General features: G+C 46.2%; 16 protein-coding genes and 1 tRNA gene. 11 read left to right on the top strand and 6 right to left on the bottom strand.

Going from position 1 to position 14,373, the window contains the following annotated elements; all coding sequences use genetic code 11:
• Positions 1 to 475 precede the first annotated feature (475 nt).
• Positions 476 to 1,606, bottom strand: coding sequence for a tyrosine-type recombinase/integrase (locus M3080_RS06875; protein ID WP_249092461.1), 1,131 nt, complete (start codon positions 1,604 to 1,606; stop codon positions 476 to 478).
• Here M3080_RS06875 and M3080_RS06880 point away from each other — a divergent pair.
• The 7 genes from M3080_RS06880 to M3080_RS06910 all read left to right on the top strand — a co-directional run bounded on the left by M3080_RS06880 (position 1,605) and on the right by M3080_RS06910 (position 4,602).
• Positions 1,605 to 2,207, top strand: coding sequence for a hypothetical protein (locus M3080_RS06880; RefSeq protein WP_249092462.1), 603 nt, complete (start codon positions 1,605 to 1,607; stop codon positions 2,205 to 2,207). The genes M3080_RS06875 and M3080_RS06880 overlap by 2 nt on opposite strands.
• Positions 2,204 to 2,752, top strand: coding sequence for a DUF7338 family protein (locus M3080_RS06885; RefSeq protein ID WP_249092463.1), 549 nt, complete (start codon positions 2,204 to 2,206; stop codon positions 2,750 to 2,752). Before M3080_RS06880 ends, M3080_RS06885 begins: the two co-directional genes overlap by 4 nt.
• A gap of 15 nt (positions 2,753 to 2,767) precedes the next feature.
• Complete coding sequence (locus M3080_RS06890) at positions 2,768 to 2,968, top strand: hypothetical protein (protein WP_249092464.1); 201 nt, start codon at positions 2,768 to 2,770, stop codon at positions 2,966 to 2,968.
• Between the two features lie 63 nt (positions 2,969 to 3,031).
• On the top strand, positions 3,032 to 3,487 hold the full coding sequence (locus M3080_RS06895; protein ID WP_249092465.1) for a phage holin family protein: 456 nt from the start codon (positions 3,032 to 3,034) through the stop codon (positions 3,485 to 3,487).
• A complete protein-coding gene (locus tag M3080_RS06900) occupies positions 3,459 to 3,908 on the top strand; it encodes a lysozyme (RefSeq protein ID WP_249092466.1) in 450 nt (149 codons plus the stop codon). The genes M3080_RS06895 and M3080_RS06900 overlap by 29 nt, the downstream gene beginning before the upstream one ends.
• 2 nt (positions 3,909 to 3,910) lie before the next feature.
• Entirely contained in the window at positions 3,911 to 4,225 is a 315-nt protein-coding gene (locus M3080_RS06905; RefSeq protein ID WP_249092467.1) for a Gp49 family protein, read from the top strand.
• A 2-nt stretch (positions 4,226 to 4,227) separates the two neighbouring features.
• Positions 4,228 to 4,602 carry a hypothetical protein gene (locus M3080_RS06910; protein ID WP_249092468.1) on the top strand — a complete coding sequence of 125 codons (375 nt, stop codon included), beginning with the start codon at positions 4,228 to 4,230 and terminating at the stop codon, positions 4,600 to 4,602.
• Positions 4,603 to 4,673: 71 nt separating this feature from the next.
• On the opposite strand, the gene M3080_RS06915 is transcribed toward M3080_RS06910, so the two are convergent.
• The 4 genes from M3080_RS06915 to M3080_RS06930 form a co-directional block, all read right to left on the bottom strand.
• Positions 4,674 to 6,038 carry a tyrosine-type recombinase/integrase gene (locus tag M3080_RS06915; RefSeq protein WP_249092469.1) on the bottom strand — a complete coding sequence of 455 codons (1,365 nt, stop codon included), beginning with the start codon at positions 6,036 to 6,038 and terminating at the stop codon, positions 4,674 to 4,676.
• Positions 6,039 to 6,281: 243 nt separating this feature from the next.
• A tRNA-Pro gene (locus tag M3080_RS06920) sits at positions 6,282 to 6,358 on the bottom strand.
• A 13-nt stretch (positions 6,359 to 6,371) separates the two neighbouring features.
• Positions 6,372 to 7,367, bottom strand: coding sequence for a polyprenyl synthetase family protein (locus tag M3080_RS06925; RefSeq protein ID WP_249092470.1), 996 nt, complete (start codon positions 7,365 to 7,367; stop codon positions 6,372 to 6,374).
• Between the two features lie 78 nt (positions 7,368 to 7,445).
• Positions 7,446 to 9,692, bottom strand: a complete 2,247-nt coding sequence (locus M3080_RS06930; RefSeq protein WP_249092471.1) for an inorganic phosphate transporter — start codon at positions 9,690 to 9,692, stop codon at positions 7,446 to 7,448.
• A gap of 287 nt (positions 9,693 to 9,979) precedes the next feature.
• On the opposite strand from M3080_RS06930, the gene rplU reads away from it, so the two are divergent.
• From rplU to M3080_RS06950, 4 genes are all read left to right on the top strand, one after another.
• Positions 9,980 to 10,291 (top strand): 50S ribosomal protein L21, encoded by a 312-nt coding sequence (rplU, locus tag M3080_RS06935; RefSeq protein ID WP_022472942.1) that lies wholly within the window; start codon positions 9,980 to 9,982, stop codon positions 10,289 to 10,291.
• A 27-nt stretch (positions 10,292 to 10,318) separates the two neighbouring features.
• Positions 10,319 to 10,576 carry a 50S ribosomal protein L27 gene (gene rpmA / locus M3080_RS06940; protein WP_022472943.1) on the top strand — a complete coding sequence of 86 codons (258 nt, stop codon included), beginning with the start codon at positions 10,319 to 10,321 and terminating at the stop codon, positions 10,574 to 10,576.
• A 151-nt stretch (positions 10,577 to 10,727) separates the two neighbouring features.
• Positions 10,728 to 11,819 carry a GTPase ObgE gene (obgE, locus tag M3080_RS06945; protein WP_249092472.1) on the top strand — a complete coding sequence of 364 codons (1,092 nt, stop codon included), beginning with the start codon at positions 10,728 to 10,730 and terminating at the stop codon, positions 11,817 to 11,819.
• Positions 11,820 to 11,909: 90 nt separating this feature from the next.
• Positions 11,910 to 13,709, top strand: coding sequence for a M3 family metallopeptidase (locus tag M3080_RS06950; protein WP_249092473.1), 1,800 nt, complete (start codon positions 11,910 to 11,912; stop codon positions 13,707 to 13,709).
• A 45-nt stretch (positions 13,710 to 13,754) separates the two neighbouring features.
• On the opposite strand, the gene leuD is transcribed toward M3080_RS06950, so the two are convergent.
• Positions 13,755 to 14,372 carry a 3-isopropylmalate dehydratase small subunit gene (gene leuD, locus M3080_RS06955; RefSeq protein ID WP_249092474.1) on the bottom strand — a complete coding sequence of 206 codons (618 nt, stop codon included), beginning with the start codon at positions 14,370 to 14,372 and terminating at the stop codon, positions 13,755 to 13,757.
• Position 14,373: the final 1 nt, after the last annotated feature.

The following is a 14,373-nucleotide window of genomic DNA, read 5'->3' on the forward strand; positions in this document are numbered from 1 at the left end:
ACAAACTGGTGTTTTCAGCATTTCAAAAGATAACGCCGTTGTTGTTGGTGGCGGCACGTATTCTCTTAAATATTTACTGTTTGATGCTAATAAGGACAACGAACAGTTTGGGAAATCAACGACATTTCAACCTTCAAGTTCTTATGCTCTTATTATCATCAAAGAATAACCGGCATAGGGTTGCACTGTATTGCAATCGTAAATTGAGTTTGATGCGGAAGCATTAAAAGTAAATTTCGGTCTTGTATTCATGTATTCATATGACTCGCCTCTACCGCCTCCATCAGAGACGGAAAATGCTCCGCTACCTTCATTATCTGATCCGGTATGTCGGGTATAAACAATGAACTCGCCACTGATATTAGGACTTGAATTGCCGATAAAAATCTCCGTGCCAAACACTACTTTTATGAGTGCTTAGCACAGAGATTTTTGAGCATACTTATGAAAATGAATAAATAAAATCAATGAGAAATCATAAAAGTCCAGCACTTTCAGCACAGTCTTTTATGTAAGAGCACCATTGCTCAAGAATTTTTCGTCTTGCGTCTAGGAAATCAGATCGTTGGTACGCTCGATAAACGGGATCAATCGCCTTGTGAGCTAAGCACTCTTCTGCTACGTCATGCATGACTCCTTGATCGGCCAACCATGATCTGGCGACTGAGCGCAATCCGTGAGCTACGAGTTTTCCCTTTAACTCAGAATTGTGTAACCACTTTGCCAAAGCTTGTTTTGAAATGTGATCACCTGAAAGTCGACCGGCGAACATGTACTTTGATCGTGGATGTGGAGAAAATTCGGATTCTCTTTTGATTAGATCAAGCATGAACGGCGTTAGCGGTACTCTGTGCTGACGCTTCATCTTCATTTCTGAAGCGGGAATGACAAGGACATCGGATTCAATCCATGATTTTTGGATTTTTGCTATTTCGCCTGGACGCAGCATTGAGCACAACGAGAAAAGGAAATAATTTTGAAGTCTGGGATTTGCCTGTTTGATGACTTTGAATACCTCGGGTAATTCTCGCCAGTCAACGGCTGGCATAGGTTTTACGATAGGAGACGGGAAAACTCGGGATAATCGACTGATGGGGTTGTGATCAATGTAACCTGCACAGACAGCCAGATCCATGATTTCTCTGAATCGTAATAGTGTTCGTTTTAGAGTTTGGAGTTTATTTTGATCTTCGATCTTTGAAGCAATTTTGATAATTAAAGGCGCTGTGATTTCATCTAGCTGCCGGTCTCGTATGTACTTCATGATGTACCTGTCGAGCCGGCTTTTTTCGTCTTTGTAAGAAACGATTCGACCTCGTTTCAGGTTTTTCCACAGCCGGTATGCATCGTTGACAGTGTATCCGGACACAGGATCAACAGCATATTGCTTTTGTTTCTTACGAGCGAGCGCTTTTGCTTGAGCCAGGGACAAATCGGGGAAGTGACCTAATGTGACATCTTTGATCTTTCCGTTTTGACAAATTCTAAGGACAAAGGACTTTTTACCGCTCGGGTGGACCCTGAGCGTCAATCCCTTGTCTAGCGTTAAAACATATCTTTTTTCACGGGGCAGTAAAGCCCCTATTTTTTTGGAGTTGAAACTCATGTCTTCACCTATGACAAAAATCTTTTACTTTGATGCCGATGGTTATTTCCAAAACATCGGATGGGCACAGTCTGACAAAAAAGGGATGTTATTGATGCCTACCAATGCAACGACTGTTGCCCCCAGCCTTGACGAAGCCTATTTCTATAAGTGGGACAAAGAACAAAACGCTTGGCTGGCAGAAAAGAAACCAACGGACGCAAGCGAATTGGTCGATCAGGTTGTCGATCATAAGTCTCAGACTCCTCATATGATCGAACTCAGAAAGATTCTGGAAAACCTCACGAAAGACAATCCGCGTTACAGAGACGAACGCGGGACGAAAGAAGAAGGCTATCACCACAAAGTCGTTTATATCCCAGAACCGACACAAGACGAAAAAGACCTTGAAGCGGCCGAGCAAGAAGAACAAGAACTCTTGCAAAAACTTCGGGACACTGACTACATCGCAATCAAAATCGCCGAAGGCGCTGTGGAAGAAGATGAACAAGAGCGCTACGAAGAAATCAAAGCGCAGCGTAAAGAGTGGCGTGATCAAGTTAATGCACTCAGAGCCTCACAACAGGCTTTAACAGCCAAAATTTCGGAGGCTAAGGCATGACGAAGTTAGTGATTAAATGGGCGCTTCTTGCGCCCGTTTCGCTTTTTATGGCTGTGTTCGCACGGCTTTTGTGTCCTGTCTTGCCGCTTTTTGCGAATGACGAGGGGTACTTGCCTTCATGGCTGTGGTGGTTTCAAACCCCGTTTGACTCTCTCGATGGCGACCAGGGATCCTGGGAGCGCAACCCCGGCACGGATGCATGGAGCACGTATAAGCGTCGGGTTGCATGGCTGTGGCGAAACTCTGCGTATGGCTTCGACATGCGGATCTGCGGGATCGAAGTCGATCCGGACACTGATCGAATTGAAACGATTGGCAATCCAGACATTGGCGACAACACTGGAATTTCAGGGGTGTGTCGTTGGTACGCATACGATGGTGAAACCGAAAAAGTTATTGCTTGGCAATTCATGTTCGTTCAGCACTACGACTTTCTGAAGTGGCACAAGTGTGTCCGTGTGGGACTTGGCTGGAAGATATGGGCAGAAGACAAGCTTTATGACGAACCTGCCCAATACTGGCTTTATTTCAATCCTGTTAAGTAAAAAAGGGGAATCAAAATGACGAAAGAAGAACTCAAATCTGCTTTGAAAGACTTTGGCTCTAAAGGCAAAGAAATCGCTGATGAGCTCTACGAAAAGCTCGAAACTGAGAAAGAGGAACTTGATACAGCGACTCGTCGCAAAGTCCGCTCTTTCTGGATTTTCGCTTCAGTATGTGCGTTCGGTATCGGACTCGCCGTCGGACATCTGTTTTTCTAATAGCCCGGAGGCGTTGTGATAAACGCAGTTTCAAACTTTTTGCCGCATTCGGCTGACCGGGTAATGATGACTCTGGGCGGAACGGTGGGGGCCATGTTCTCTTTCGCTTTTGGAGACGTTGGCCCTTTGCTTATCTGGCTTGCGAGCTTTGTTGTACTCGATTACGTGACGGGGATTCTCGCTGCTGTTCGGAATAACAACTGGAAAAGCCGAGAGCTTTTTTATGGGACGATCCGAAAAATCATCATCTTCGTAATGGTGGCTTTGGCTCATGGTCTTGATGTGGCTCTCCACGATTTGATCCACTTTGATTTTGTGCAGTCAATCATCATCGTTGCATACATCGCTGGCGAGTTCGGCTCAATCATTGAAAACTTGGAAAAAGGAGGGCTTGGACACGTCGTTCCGCCAGTTTTTAAGCTCGTTCTCGATGCGATAAATCTTTACTTAGATAAGCAAGTCGAAAAGCACCTGCCATCGGAGGTCAAAAATGAAACTAAGAAACCTCGGAACTTATGAACCCGCTCTCGCAGTGGGTTTTATTTCGTCTTTTGAGGGCTGCAGGCTGTCTGCTTATAAGTGCTCAGCTGGAGTCTGGACCATTGGCTTTGGTCATACGAAAGGCGTTAAAGAAGCCGACGTGTGTACCGAAGACCAGGCCAAAGCATGGCTCATTGATGACATCAAAGAGACGCAAACGCTTTTAGCCCATTACGTCAATGTGCCAGTGACTCAAAATGAGTTCGTTGCTTTGGTATCTCTTGCATTCAATGTGGGCGTTGGGGCGTTGATGAAGTCGAAACTTCTGAGAAAACTAAACAGCGGTGACAGAGATGGCGCAGCTGAAGAGTTTCTCGACTTCGATTTGGCGAACGGGAAGCGTCTGGCCGGTCTAACTCGTCGCCGAAAAGCCGAACATGACCTCTTTTTGAAGGATTGAAAATGAGTACATCTGAAATAAGAGACGAGGCGAGGAAACAGGCAAAGTTCCCGTTCGTTGAACCGTCAAGAGTTGACAACTTGATTGACCGTACGGAGTTTTATCGTGTTCCGGACACTGCGACGATGATCTGCAGCATCGTTTTAAAGTCTGGCTTCACGGTAGTCGATCACGCTTCGTGCAAAGATCCCAGAAACTTTGACGAAGATCTTGCAAAGCGTCTTTCTTTCTCGAAAGCACGAGACAGGATCTTTGCGCTTGAGGCTTATGCAGATGTTGCAAGACCGATTGAAGCAACTCTTCCAAACATTATCTGATCATGACTGAAACATTGAAGATTGGAGGCATCGGTTTCGTGATCGGGCTCATTGTCGCAGCTATCGCTGCTCACATTTGCTACGACAAAGGGTTTGATCACGGGATCGCAGAAGCAGAAGCGCGTCAAGCGCTTGCTGTTGAAAGTGCACAAACGGAGGTAAAAAAGGACTATGAAAAGCGTATTCAAGAGCTTAGTGCTTCTATTGAGCGCCTTCGCTCTGACAATAATCAACGGTTGCGCGAGCTCCACGAGTTCAGTCACGCCAAAACAGATTTGGCGACCTGCCGCCGTGACCGACGCGACCTTAGCCGACTGGCGGTGCGAGGTGAAGAGCTACTCAAACGAGCTGACAGCTATCTTGAAGCGCTCAAGTGAAAAATAGTCACCCGCTCTGTTTTACATCGGGATCTGCTAAAAAGTCGGGGCATTCGCTCCGACTTCACAATCTATTCAATACCAAGCCAGGCTTTCTGCTCAGGCGTCAACTTTGAACAGCAGAACTTGGCCCATTCATCGTAAACAATCCTCATATCACCGAGTGCTTGCTCGCGGTCATAAGCGCATTGATAGCTTTCATTTCTGTGATCGAGGCAACTCTCTCTTAAATCCCTCGAAAACTCTGGATGCCCGTATCGGCTGGCGTCTTTTGCCCAAGTGTTGAATGTCGCACGACTTAACCCGTGCTGGGTGACTATCTTTGGGGTCCCAAGCCTTGTTTTTTGATCAGGGTCGACCCAGCCGACACCGTCTTCTTTCACTTTCCTTTCATGCATCCGTTTAATGCAAGCTCGGAAAGCGTCGAGCGAGTGAGGGGCAAGTTTCCCTCTATTTATATTAGGGAAGATGAGATCCGAGTCCATGAATCGGGGAGCGGTTCGCAAAAGACCGTAAGCCGCCGCAGAAAGCGGAGTTTTTCGGTCAAATGGTATCGTTTGCTTCTTCATCTTCATGCGCTCGCGCGGGATAAGATGAATCCACTGGCCGTCTTCTTTTACGATTTCTGACCATGTTGCCTCTCTTGCCGTCGTGTTTCTCGCCGAAGTAAGTATTGCGAAGGCAAGTGCTCGAGCAGTTTGAGAATTTGGCACAACATCAATTAGTGCCTTGAAAAAGTCAGGCATTTGCTTGACCGGCAATGCTGCCTCGTGACTGCTTTCTGGTCTTTGAAGAGGAAGAAGATCCTCAAGTTTCCCGCCTTTGATTTGTGCAGGATTTAGCATGACGGGGATTAAATCGTTTCTCATGCCCCAGTCAAAAGCATTTTTCATGTCTGAGAGAATGCGTTCAGGCGTGTCAATCATCGTCTGCCACTTTTCTGACAGCTCTTCCGCTAAACGCTCGGCAGTGATGCTTTCAGCCGGGCTAGTCAAAAGATCTTCAGAAAGGTGATTTCTGCAGAATCCATCCCAAACCCACTCGCGGGGCTTTCTTTCGTTTTGCCACTTTCCGCGTGCTTCATTGAACCGAATCCACTGATAGACAAGCTCTTTGACTGTTATCTTGTCGGACTCAGGAGTCTTCTTCAGAGAATCCTGTTTTTTCTTTTCTTCTTCAGCTGGGTCAATGCCTTGTTTTATTTGAGCCTTCCAGTCTGCGGCTTTTTTAAATGCTTCACTCAAAGAGAGCTTCGGGTATCTTCCAAGCGGAAAGACTCGTTTAGTTGCTCTGTCAATCAGCACAAAATATTTTCCAATTGTGCCGTCAGCAAGTGGTCTCACTCTAATGTATAGCCCAGGAACGACCCCGCAGGCGGTGTCTTTTGTGATTGTCCTGAGCTTTTTTTCTGTCATGCGCTCAGCTATTTTCGGCATGTTTTTCTCCCAAGGTGCCCTTTATGCTCCCAATAAATCCGGAAAATTTTATCTTTTTTGCTCCCTGGCGATTCCATTGGGAGCATCTATGGTAGCAAAAACCACGAGCTTGAGACAAAGAATATAGACACGAGACAACGCAAGATAGACTATATTGTTTCAATAGAAGGCCTGGAAACAGGGGAAGGCTTAGAACGAGACAATAAAAAAAGCGATCTGACAACAGATCGCAATTTTGAAAGATGGTCGGGGTGAGAGGATTCGAACCTCCGACTCCTACGTCCCGAACGTAGTACTCTACCAGGCTGAGCTACACCCCGACAATCACCATCATTAAGCCTTGCGCTCAACAACGAAGGACAGCAATTCTATCAGAGAATTTTTGAAAATGGAAGGGGGAAGAACATCGAGTGCTAACTTTCCTTTTTCAAGTTCCATTTCCGCTCGTGCTTTGCAATGCTCAATGGCCCCACTAGCTTGAATAATTTGAGAAATTTTCTCAAAGTCGCCGTGGCCGTCACGAATGGCCTTTTCGATAAAAGCACGATCCTGCTCGTTGGCAGCCTGCATTGCATAAATGACTGGCAGCGTGACCTTCCCTTCTTCAAAATCAGCACCGATTTGTTTTCCGCTCTCTGTAGGATTGCCGGAGTAGTCCAGAATATCATCGGCGATTTGGAAAGCATTGCCGAGAGCCATTGTGTAGTTTACGAGCGCTTCTTCAGCCTCTTTAGAAGCTCCGGCGAGAGCACTGGCCATTTCCGCTGCAGCGGCAAAAAGTACCGAAGTCTTTCTTTCAATGACTTTGAGATAACGAGCCTCATCGACACTGGGATCGTGAGCGTTTTTCATTTGAATAACTTCGCCTTCACTTAACGTGTTGGCAGCACTGGCAAGAGCTTGCATAACCCGTAAATTGCCGATGCGAATCATCATTTCAAACGAGCGGGTGTACATGAAGTCACCTACCAATACCGCGACGCTATTGCCCCATTTTGCGTTGGCGGTCGGTCGTCCTCTTCTCATCATGCCTTCATCCACGACGTCGTCATGCATCAACGTAGCCGTATGAAGCATTTCGATGGTCGCACCGAGTTCTCGATGATCGTTGCCGCTGTACCCTAAAGCTTTTGCCATGAGCATTAAAAGCGCAGGGCGCATACGTTTGCCGCCGGCTTGTGTGATGTAGGAGCCGATTTCCGTGATTGTCGGGCTTTGGCTATGGGCAAATTCCCGAGCAAGGATGTCGTTGACGGCTTTGAGATCCTCGGCGATGGGAGCGAGGACTGTTTGAGCAGATTTCTTGATAGAAGAGGTATTCGATGTCATAGTGTGGCTCATTATACCCACGAACTCCGACAAAAAAGGGAGGAAAACATCCTCCCTTCTAGATTGCTCTTACTGACTCTACGCCGATTGAACCTTACTGGAATCTTGTGTTTCCGGCGTTGTTGCATTGAGTTTTTGTTGCAACATCGCGATGATTTCGTAGTGGTTAATCAGTTCTCGTGCAAAGAGCAGGAAACTTAAAAAGAGTTCGCAACCACGTGCGGAGAAACCTTTGTCAGGACCGTTACGGAGCAGTTTTTCCTGAATGGTTTCAATGCGAGCAAGAAGCGATTGTGCATTGGTGTGCAAAGCCGCCACATCTGCTTTGCCATTGTGGTTGCCGACAATTTCAAGCAGAAGCTGAGATAAATCCGCTAAATCTTGACTCAGTTCACCTTGGAAAGTGCGGTGGCGATTGGCAATGTGATCTTTAGAAAGACGAGCCAAAGCCTGCAGCGAGCGTCCTACATCACGCAGATTGGTGAATGTGCGGAAATAGCTGTAACGGGCGTCATTGTCCTCTTTGGTGGGAACAAAGCCGGAATTTTCCATCTTGTAATAAATGCCCCGCTCATGGGTGAGCTGATCGAAGTTTTCATTCGACTGCAGTTTGAGCTTACGCAATCCGCTTTCATCATCATTGAGGAAAGTTTCAACGATATTGTTATAGAGCGTGACAGTGGTCAAAAGGTTTTCGCCGACACGTTGATTCAAAATTTCACGAATCTTATTGACGTCGTAACGAATAGCTTGTTCGGCTTTGTAGTTGGCTTCCTGTTGCTTAAAGCGCATATTGCTTCGGATGATGAGAATAAACGCCAGGATGGCAAGCAAGAACGCCACGAAACCACCTCCCAGGAAAATGATCGAGCAGACAACGGCGGCCAATGTACTGGCGGTCAATGCCGTAACGAACCAGCCGCTGATCACGGTTAAGACGCCGGAAATGCGGTAAACGGCAGTTTCACGGTCCCAAGCGCCATCAGCAAAAGAAGAGCCCATTGCGACCATAAACGTAACGTAAGTGGTTGAAAGCGGCAATTGCAAGGATGTAGCTGAAGAAATCAACGCAGCAGACAACACAAGGTTGACGGATGCTCGAACATAGTCAAAAGGAAGGGGCACTTCACCACGCTTCAATCTTCTGTGTTTGAAACGAGAGTCCAGGGTTTTCTTAACAGCTCCCGGGATTAATTGATTAACAATGCTTCCAAGGCCCATAGAGGCACGGACGATAACACGACCCGGAATCGAGGAGCCGAACTGTTCATGATCACTTTGCTGAGAAGACAGATTCAGAGCTGTTTGAAGTACGCGGTGGGCTTTTTTAGAGAACCACAACGTAAAGACCATGACGATGCCGGAAGCAAGCAGGAAGAACGTGTCGGTCTTCGTCGAAACCAATAGTCCGCTCATAATGAGATCGTCAGGTTGTGCGCCCGAAGCCATCCAGATCTTGAAGCTATCATAGGCGGCAAGCGGAACACCGACGAAGTTCACCAAGTCGTTACCAGCGAAGGCAAAAGCCAGGGAGAAGGTGCCGGCCAAGATGACAATTTTGAAAACATTGAATTTGCAGACAAGGATGAGCAGTTGAAAGAGAATGGAGAAACCGACAAATAATGCAATGACAAGCATTTGAGTATTGGCTTCAATCCATTCAATCCATTCCGGTTGCATGAAGCTGGCACCACGAGCTCCCTTCATGACCAGAAAATACGCAATAGCCGTGATGGATAAACCGCCGAAAACACCGCCGACGTAGGGATAGACTCTTTCGAAGTAGAAAGAGAAGATCAGTCGCATAATGTACTGCACCACTGCGCCTGAAATAAATGCCACGACAACTGAAATCAAGATGGCAGAAATAATGGTCAATGATTCACTGGTATTAATATAGTCAAAGACCATTTGTAAAGAACCGCCTTCCCAATATAACTTAATAGCTGCGGCGGCAATGGCACTGCCTAATAATTCGAAGACGATGGAAACGGTGGTGGAGGTGGGAAGACCGAGGGAGTTGAAGGTATCAAGTAAGACGATGTCGGCGATCATGACCGCAAAGAAGATAATCATCACTTCTGTGAAATTAAACATCTGCGGGTGGAAGATGCCGGAACGTGCTACCTCCATCATACCTGATGAGAAGGTCGCCCCTAAAAGAACCCCGAAGGTGGCAACCCACATTGTTGTGCGGAAGCTTGCGATGCGTGATCCCATAGCGGAATTAAGGAAGTTCACAGCGTCGTTGCTGACGCCAACGAAGAGATCGAAGCATGCAAGGCCAGCCAAAAACACAAGCATCGCTATATAGTAATATTCCATGAGTTCCCCGTCGGAAAGTTCGTAATATTGTCAACGTCTTGTAACGTTGCGCGAAGTTTATGACAGAATTATGACAACAATATGACAAAATAACGGATCAAACGTATATTTTTCGGGTTATTGCTGATTCTGTGGGCGCGTGCTGTAAATTAATTTGCATAACTAATTGATTTATGAAATAATCCGTCTTTCCACGCATGAGTAGGCGGGGTTTGTCCTGCCGATTAACTATAAAAAGGTTTCGCAGACAGTGCGTTGGCTGAGCGAAACGGGCGAGGTAATAAACAATGTACGCAATTATTAAGACCGGCGGAAAGCAATATCGCGTTGCTGCCGGTGACACGATCAAGGTTGAAACCTTGAATGCCGAAGTCGGCTCCCAAGTGACCCTTTCTGAAGTCTTGGCTGTTTCCGATGGCAATGAACTTAAGGTCGGTGCTCCCTTCGTTGAAGGCGCCAGCGTTACGGCCACGGTTGTTTCTCACGGCCGTCACGACAAGGTTCGCATCTTCAAGATGCGTCGTCGCAAGCACTCCATCAAGAGCGCTGGTCATCGTCAAAACTACACGGAGCTCAAGATCGACTCGATCGCGGCTTAATTTGGACTTTTCTAAGAGAGTAAGAAAATGGCACATAAAAAGGGCGGCGGTTCTACCCGCAACGGTCGTGACTCCCAAGCTAAGCGTCTTGGTGTAAAGGTTTTTGGTGATGCAGCTATCAATGCTGGCGGCATCATTGTTCGTCAACGTGGTACGCAATTCCACCCCGGCGACAACGTCGGTATGGGTCGTGACCACACCTTGTTTGCCAAGGTTGACGGCACGGTGAAGTTTGAAGTCAAGGGACCTCAAAATCATCGTTTCGTTAAGGTGATTCCTGCTTAATTTTTAGCAGCACCTCTCGGTTGAGTAAGCTCAATCGGGGAAATGAATTTAAATTTGAAAAGGCCATGTCGATGACATGGCTTTTTCTGTGTTAAAGTCTAAAGTTGTTCGGATTTGTCCGCGCTATTTTAGACGTTTGAGGTAAATAGGCATGAAATTCGTTGATGAGGCACGTATTGAAGTTGCCGGGGGTAAGGGCGGCAATGGCGTAGCGTCTTTTCGCCGTGAAAAATTTATTCCCAAAGGTGGCCCTGATGGTGGAGATGGTGGCCGAGGCGGCGATGTATACGCGGTCGCTGACTGTAACATTAATACGTTGATTGATTTCCGTTATGCCCGTAAACACTTTGCCAAAAATGGTGAAAACGGTCGTGGATCGGACTGCTATGGTGCGGCCGGCAACGATATCGAGCTTCGTATGCCCGTTGGGACTTTAGTGACTGATGCTGATACGGGAGAATTGGTTGCCGATTTGACTCGTCATGGTGAGCGTTACCTCTTAGCTAAAGGCGGAAAGGGTGGATTGGGCAACTTGCACTTTAAATCCAGCACTAATCGAGCCCCGCGTCAATGCACGCCCGGTGAAGAAGGCGAGCATCGTTTTCTGAATCTGGAATTAAAAGTATTGGCCGACGTCGGTCTCCTGGGGATGCCCAATGCCGGTAAGTCCACCTTTATCTCTGCTGTCTCCAACGCTCGTCCAAAGATCGCGGACTATCCCTTTACAACTTTGCATCCGCAGTTGGGTGTGGTAAGAGTGGGACCAGAGCAAAGTTTTGTAGTCGCAGATATTCCCGGGTTGATTGAAGGGGCATCAGAGGGAGCCGGTTTGGGGCATTTGTTCCTGCGCCATTTATCCCGCACGAAACTGTTGCTTCATCTCATTGACATGGCTCCGTTTGATGAGAGTGTCGACCCGGCTGCTGAAGCCAAGGCAATTATTGAAGAGTTAAGAAAGTACGATGAAGCGCTTTATAACAAACCTCGCTGGCTTGTTCTCAATAAAGTGGACTTGATCGCACAAGAAGAACAAGACGATCGCATCAATGATCTATTGGATGCATTGCAGATTCCGGAGGATGAAAGAGTTTTTGTTATTTCGGCGGCTACTCGTGAGGGTTGTCCGGAATTGGTTGCAGCCATTGCCCAATATTTGGATGAAGAGCGACGTCGTGAAAATCAATACAAAGATGACGAACGAATTGATCTTGAAGACGATGAGCTCAAGTTGACTGAAGAATAGGTTCATCATTTTTCTCTGTACTTAAAAGGAGCGGTTTCGCTCCTTTTATTTTAGAATTTTCTCGTTTTTCAGCTAGAAAAAGGTGCAGAGATGGATCAAACAATACAAAAGCAACTCCCGGAATGGACATTGGAGGATGCTTACGGGACTGTTCAAGACAAGCGCTTTCAGGATGAATTACAAAAGATTTATTGTGAAATAAAAAAATTACGTGATTTATTGCCCACGAATCCAACAAAAGAAAATGTATTGCAATGTCTTCCGATTTACGAAGATGCTGTTGAGGGGATTAGTTCGCTAATTTCTTTTTCCTACTGTGCTTCCAGTGCCGATATTACGGATTCGGCGGCAGCCGCTGCTTACGCGCAAACTCAAGCTTTATATGCAGAACTGGAATCCATCGCTTCGCCCCTTTTTGCCAAGCTGGGTTCAATAGCGGATAACGACCCATTTTGGGAAAATCCTATTGTTTCTCATTGGCAATTTAACGCTCGTGAAAAGAATAAGTCCTGGCGTCAGGGTCTGGATTCAGCCACAAACGATATCATTAACAAATTTGCCGCAACGAGTTTTTATCCTGTAGACGCCATGTATAAACGCTTAAATAAGTCCATGCGGGTACAGGCTCAAAACAGTCAAGGAGAAATACTTCACCTTACGCATTCTCAGTGTGTTGGGGTTTTGAAGGGAGCCGATGACCCTGTTTTGAGAGAAACAGCTCAGTTGGCAGTCAATGATTGGTACAAAAAGAAAGCTGGCTACTATGTGGATTTATTAAATCTTCTGCATGGCTTCCGTAAAGTTCAATTTTCATTGGCGGGTTTATCCGATTGGATGCAACCGAGTCTTGAACAAAACCGCATCAGCAAAGAAGCTCTTCAAGCCGCTTTGGGGGCGATTAAACACCGTCAATCGCAAATACAGCAGGCTATAACGGTACGTGCCCCTTTCTTTGGGCGCAAAGTAATGGAAGCTTGTGACTTTTTTGCTCCGATGCCCAGTCCTTCGATTAAAGAAACGCCTTACATTCCATATGAGCAAGCCATTCAGACTGTCAAAGCCTCCTTGCAGGAAGTTAATCCAGATATTCCCGCCTTTATTGATATGATGCTTGAAAAACATTGGTTGGATGCCAAAGTTGATTCGAAAAAAGCGGGTGGCGCCTTTTACTCCCGTTTCAATCGGTTAAAGCAGCCACGGGTGTTCACAACCTATTTAGGCAGTTTTGGCTCTGTATTACAGCAAGCTCATGAATTGGGACATGCATTTCATTATTGGGTGATGCGGGATCTGCCAACCAATCAAACCGAGTTCCCGATGACTCTCACGGAGGTTGCCAGTACATTTAATGAAGCGAACGTCAGGCGTTATTGTGCTCAACATGCCCAAAATAATGAAGAGCGCTTATCAATTTTGTGGCAAGAATTAATCAGTTGTGCGAACTTTTGCCTGCAGTTGCCCGTTCGAATGGGATTCGAAACACGCTTTATTGAAAAACGTCAAACGGGGCTTGTCAGTAAAGAAGAAGCTGAGACGATGATGCAGCAGGCTTGGCACGAGTATATGGGAGAGGCCATTGAGGACAGCGATCCGTATTTATGGTGCTATAAGCTACATTTTTACATGACCGATCAATATATCTACAACTATGCCTACACGATTGGTTACTTAATTTCACAAGGACTCTGTCTTGAACAGAAAAAACGAGGAAAAGATTTTCCTGAGTTTTATCGAAATTTCTTGAGAGATACGGGGCGGATGACAGTAGATGAATTGATCAGCAAACACATAGGCCTTGATGCAACAAAGGAAGATTTTTGGAATTTATGCTTGGACCAGGCCTGTGGATACATTAAAGAATTTAAAACACTGATCAACTCAAAAATTTAAAATAAAGGGGCCTTTTTAATAAAAACAAAGAGGCCCCCATTTAAGCTAAACCGCGATACCTTTCTTAATCCAGCTGGGGCGTTTTGCTTCGTATTGCGCGATGGCTTTTTCGTGCTCAAGGGTCAAAGAAATGGCATCTAATCCTTCAAGGATGCAATGTCTTCTGAAGGGATCCATTTCAAACGAGTAGTGCTTATCTCCAACGGTTACGCTGCAATTTTCAAGATCAACTGAAATTTGCATACCGGGATTGGCTTTGAGCGCTTGCATAATCTCATCGATTTCTTTTTCAGTTAAACGGACGAGTAAAAGACCGTTTCCCAGTGAGTTATTGGAGAAAATATCCGCAAACGAGGAAGCGATGACAGCACGAATACCAAAATCAAGCAGTGCCCAAGGCGCGGCTTCACGGCTGGAACCATTGCCGAAATTGTGGCGGGCTACAATGAATTGGGCTTTTTGATAGCATGGTTTATTGAGGATAAAGTCCGGATTGGGCATATTTTCGGCTTCGTCCAAATAACGCCAATTATGAAAAAGGTGTTTGCCAAATCCCTTACGATCGACCGCCAACAAAAACTGTTTGGGAATGATCTGATCGGTATCAATGTTGGATGCGTCCATCGGAGCAGCCACCGCTGTCAAACTTGTAAATTTATGCATG

Origin of the sequence: Parasutterella secunda, assembly GCF_023336895.1 — a bacterium.
Classification (GTDB): Bacteria; Pseudomonadota; Gammaproteobacteria; order Burkholderiales; family Burkholderiaceae_F; genus Aphodousia; species Aphodousia faecalis.

Excerpts from the sequence above, each read along its gene's own strand:
- M3080_RS06890 (WP_249092464.1), top strand. The coding sequence starts at position 2,768 with ATGACGAAAGAAGAACTCAAATCTGCTTTGAAAGACTTTGGCTCTAAA.
- M3080_RS06895 (WP_249092465.1), top strand. The coding sequence starts at position 3,032 with ATGATGACTCTGGGCGGAACGGTGGGGGCCATGTTCTCTTTCGCTTTT.
- M3080_RS06950 (WP_249092473.1), top strand. The coding sequence starts at position 11,910 with ATGGATCAAACAATACAAAAGCAACTCCCGGAATGGACATTGGAGGAT.
- rplU (WP_022472942.1), top strand. The coding sequence starts at position 9,980 with ATGTACGCAATTATTAAGACCGGCGGAAAGCAATATCGCGTTGCTGCC.
- M3080_RS06925 (WP_249092470.1), bottom strand. The coding sequence starts at position 7,367 with ATGACATCGAATACCTCTTCTATCAAGAAATCTGCTCAAACAGTCCTC.
- M3080_RS06880 (WP_249092462.1), top strand. The coding sequence starts at position 1,605 with ATGTCTTCACCTATGACAAAAATCTTTTACTTTGATGCCGATGGTTAT.
- M3080_RS06930 (WP_249092471.1), bottom strand. The coding sequence starts at position 9,692 with ATGGAATATTACTATATAGCGATGCTTGTGTTTTTGGCTGGCCTTGCA.
- leuD (WP_249092474.1), bottom strand. The coding sequence starts at position 14,372 with ATGCATAAATTTACAAGTTTGACAGCGGTGGCTGCTCCGATGGACGCA.
- M3080_RS06905 (WP_249092467.1), top strand. The coding sequence starts at position 3,911 with ATGAGTACATCTGAAATAAGAGACGAGGCGAGGAAACAGGCAAAGTTC.
- M3080_RS06885 (WP_249092463.1), top strand. The coding sequence starts at position 2,204 with ATGACGAAGTTAGTGATTAAATGGGCGCTTCTTGCGCCCGTTTCGCTT.
- obgE (WP_249092472.1), top strand. The coding sequence starts at position 10,728 with ATGAAATTCGTTGATGAGGCACGTATTGAAGTTGCCGGGGGTAAGGGC.
- M3080_RS06910 (WP_249092468.1), top strand. The coding sequence starts at position 4,228 with ATGACTGAAACATTGAAGATTGGAGGCATCGGTTTCGTGATCGGGCTC.
- M3080_RS06915 (WP_249092469.1), bottom strand. The coding sequence starts at position 6,038 with ATGCCGAAAATAGCTGAGCGCATGACAGAAAAAAAGCTCAGGACAATC.
- rpmA (WP_022472943.1), top strand. The coding sequence starts at position 10,319 with ATGGCACATAAAAAGGGCGGCGGTTCTACCCGCAACGGTCGTGACTCC.
- M3080_RS06900 (WP_249092466.1), top strand. The coding sequence starts at position 3,459 with ATGAAACTAAGAAACCTCGGAACTTATGAACCCGCTCTCGCAGTGGGT.
- M3080_RS06875 (WP_249092461.1), bottom strand. The coding sequence starts at position 1,606 with ATGAGTTTCAACTCCAAAAAAATAGGGGCTTTACTGCCCCGTGAAAAA.